3 protein-coding genes are annotated in these 2,788 nt (G+C 65.5%); all 3 read right to left on the reverse strand.

Features of this window, described 5'->3' with window-relative positions:
- The coding region (locus VD964_RS24300) for a GTP-binding protein (protein WP_324871069.1) at positions 1–184 on the reverse strand (184 nt) is incomplete at its 3' end.
- 35 nt (positions 185–219) lie between these two features.
- A complete protein-coding gene (gene fusA, locus VD964_RS24305; RefSeq protein WP_324871070.1) occupies positions 220–2,295 on the reverse strand; it encodes an elongation factor G in 2,076 nt (691 codons plus the stop codon).
- A 24-nt stretch (positions 2,296–2,319) separates the two neighbouring features.
- Positions 2,320–2,788, reverse strand: a 469-nt coding sequence (rpsG, locus tag VD964_RS24310; RefSeq protein ID WP_324871071.1) for a 30S ribosomal protein S7, incomplete at its 5' end; no start/stop codon positions are given.

Consider the following 2,788-nt stretch of genomic DNA (forward strand, 5'->3'; position numbering starts at 1 on the left):
TGATGCCGCGCGCCTTCTCTTCCGGCGCCTTGTCGATCTGGTCGTAGGCGGTGAAGGTGGCGCCGCCGCTCTCGGCCAGCACCTTGGTGATCGCCGCCGTCAGCGACGTCTTGCCGTGGTCGACGTGGCCGATCGTGCCAATGTTGCAGTGCGGCTTGTTCCGCTCGAATTTGGCCTTCGCCATGATTGTCTCTCCGTGTTTTCAATCCGAGTGGTTGATCAAGCCATCTTCGCGCGAACGTCGTCGGCGATGGCCTGCGGCACCGGCTCGTAGTGGTCAAACTGCATCGTGTACTGGGCACGTCCCTGGCTCATGGAGCGCAGGGTGTTCACATAACCGAACATGTTGGCCAACGGCACCATGGCGGTCACGACCCGCGCGTTGCCACGCTGGTCCATCCCGTTGATCTGGCCCCGGCGGCTGTTCAAATCGCCGATCACGTCGCCCATGTAGTCTTCCGGTGTCACCACCTCGACCTTCATGATCGGCTCGAGCAGGGTTGGCCCGGCTTTCGCCACGCCTTCCCGGAAAGCGGCCCGCGACGCGATCTCGAAGGCGAGCACCGACGAGTCGACGTCGTGGTAGGCGCCGTCCACAAGGTCGACCTTGAAGTCGATGACGGGGAAGCCGGCGATGATGCCGGTGTCCTTCGACGCCTCAAGGCCCTTCTGCACGCCGGGGACGTACTCGCGTGGCACGGTCCCGCCGACGACCTTGTTCTCGAACTGGAAGCCGCTGCCGACGGGCAACGGCTCGAAGACCAGCTTGACGCGGGCGAACTGGCCCGAGCCGCCGGTCTGCTTCTTGTGCGTGTAGTCGATCTCGGCGCGCTTGGTGATGGTCTCGCGGTACGCCACCTGCGGCGCGCCGACGTTGGCCTCCACCTTGAACTCGCGCTTCATGCGGTCGACGATGATCTCCAGGTGCAGTTCACCCATTCCCTTGATCACCGTCTGGCCGCTTTCGTGGTCGACGGAGACGCGGAAGGACGGGTCCTCCTGGGCGAGGCGCTGCAGGGCGATGCCCATGCGCTCCTGGTCCGCCTTGGTCTTGGGTTCGACCGCGACCTCGATGACGGGCTCGGGGAACTCCATCCGCTCCAGGATGATCGGCTTGGCCGGGTCGCAGAGGGTGTCGCCGGTGGTGGTCGACTTCAGGGACGCGAAGGCGACGATGTCGCCGGCGTTCGCTTCCTTGATCTCCTCGCGCGTGTTGGCGTGCATGAGCAGCATGCGCCCCACCCGCTCGCGCTCGCCCTTCACGGAGTTCAGCACGTAGCCGCCGGTCTCGACGGTGCCGGAATAGATGCGCACGAAGGTCAGCGACCCGACGAACGGATCGGTCATGATCTTGAACGCCAGGCCGGAGAACGGCGCGGAGTCGTCGGTGGCCCGCTCCTCGGTGGCGCCGTCCGGCCGGTGGCCGACGATGTGCGCGACGTCGAGGGGGCTCGGCAGGTAGTCAACGACGGCGTCCAGCATCGGCTGCACGCCCTTGTTCTTGAAGGCGGAGCCGCACAGCACGGGAACGAACTTGAAGGTCGTCGTGCCCTGGCGGATCAGCCGCTTGAGCGTGGCGGCGTCAGGCGCCTCGCCGGTCACGAGGTATTGCTCGGTGGCGGCTTCGTCGACTTCGACGGCCATCTCGACCAGGCGCTCGCGGTACTCGGCGGCGCGATCCTTCAACTCGTCGGGAATGTCGGTGTGGTAGAACTCGGCGCCCAGCGTCTCATCCTTCCAGATGATCGCCCGGTTCTCGACGAGATCGACCAGGCCGACGAAGTCGGCCTCGGACCCGATGGGCAGCTGCAGCACCATCGGCGTGGCGCCAAGGCGGTCCACCATCATGCCGACGGTGCGGTAGAAGTCCGCGCCGACACGGTCCATCTTGTTGACGAAACACATGCGCGGCACGTGGTACTTGTCCGCCTGCCGCCACACGGTTTCCGACTGCGGCTCCACACCCGCGACCGAATCGAACACCGCGACCGCACCATCGAGCACGCGCAGGCTGCGTTCGACTTCTATGGTGAAGTCGACGTGGCCCGGCGTGTCGATGATGTTGATTCGGTGATCGCGCCAGAAGCAGGTGGTCGCGGCCGAGGTGATGGTGATGCCCCGTTCCTGTTCCTGCTCCATCCAGTCCATGACGGCGGTGCCTTCGTGCACTTCGCCGATCTTGTAGGACTTTCCGGTGTAGTACAGAATCCGCTCGGTGGTCGTCGTCTTACCGGCATCGATGTGAGCCATGATGCCGATATTACGATAGCGATCGAGTGGGTGCGAACGGGGCATGACTCGTCCCTGCGGCCGGGTGCCTTACCAGCGGTAGTGCGAGAACGCCTTGTTGGCCTCGGCCATGCGATGGGTGTCCTCGCGCTTCTTGACCGCGGTGCCGCGCTGGCTGGCCGCGTCCAGAAGCTCGCCGGACAGACGCTCCATCATGGTGTTCTCGGAACGCGCGCGGGCGGCCGAGATCAGCCAGCGGATGGCCAGCGCCTGGGCGCGGTCCGAGCGGACCTCGACCGGGACCTGGTAGGTCGCACCGCCGACGCGGCGGGAGCGAACCTCCAGGTGCGGCTTCACGTTGCCGAGGGCATCGTGGAACACCTGGACCGGGTCGTTCTTGGTCTTCGCCTCGATGCGGCCCATCGCACCGTAGACGATGCGCTCGGCGGCGGACTTCTTGCCGTCCAGCATCAGGCAGTTCATGAACTTGGTGATCACGCGGTCGCCATACTTGGCGTCCGGCAGGACCTCACGCTTCTCGGCGCGACGACGACGGGAC

Source organism: Azospirillum sp. (assembly GCF_035628975.1).
Classification (GTDB): domain Bacteria; phylum Pseudomonadota; class Alphaproteobacteria; order Azospirillales; family Azospirillaceae; genus Azospirillum.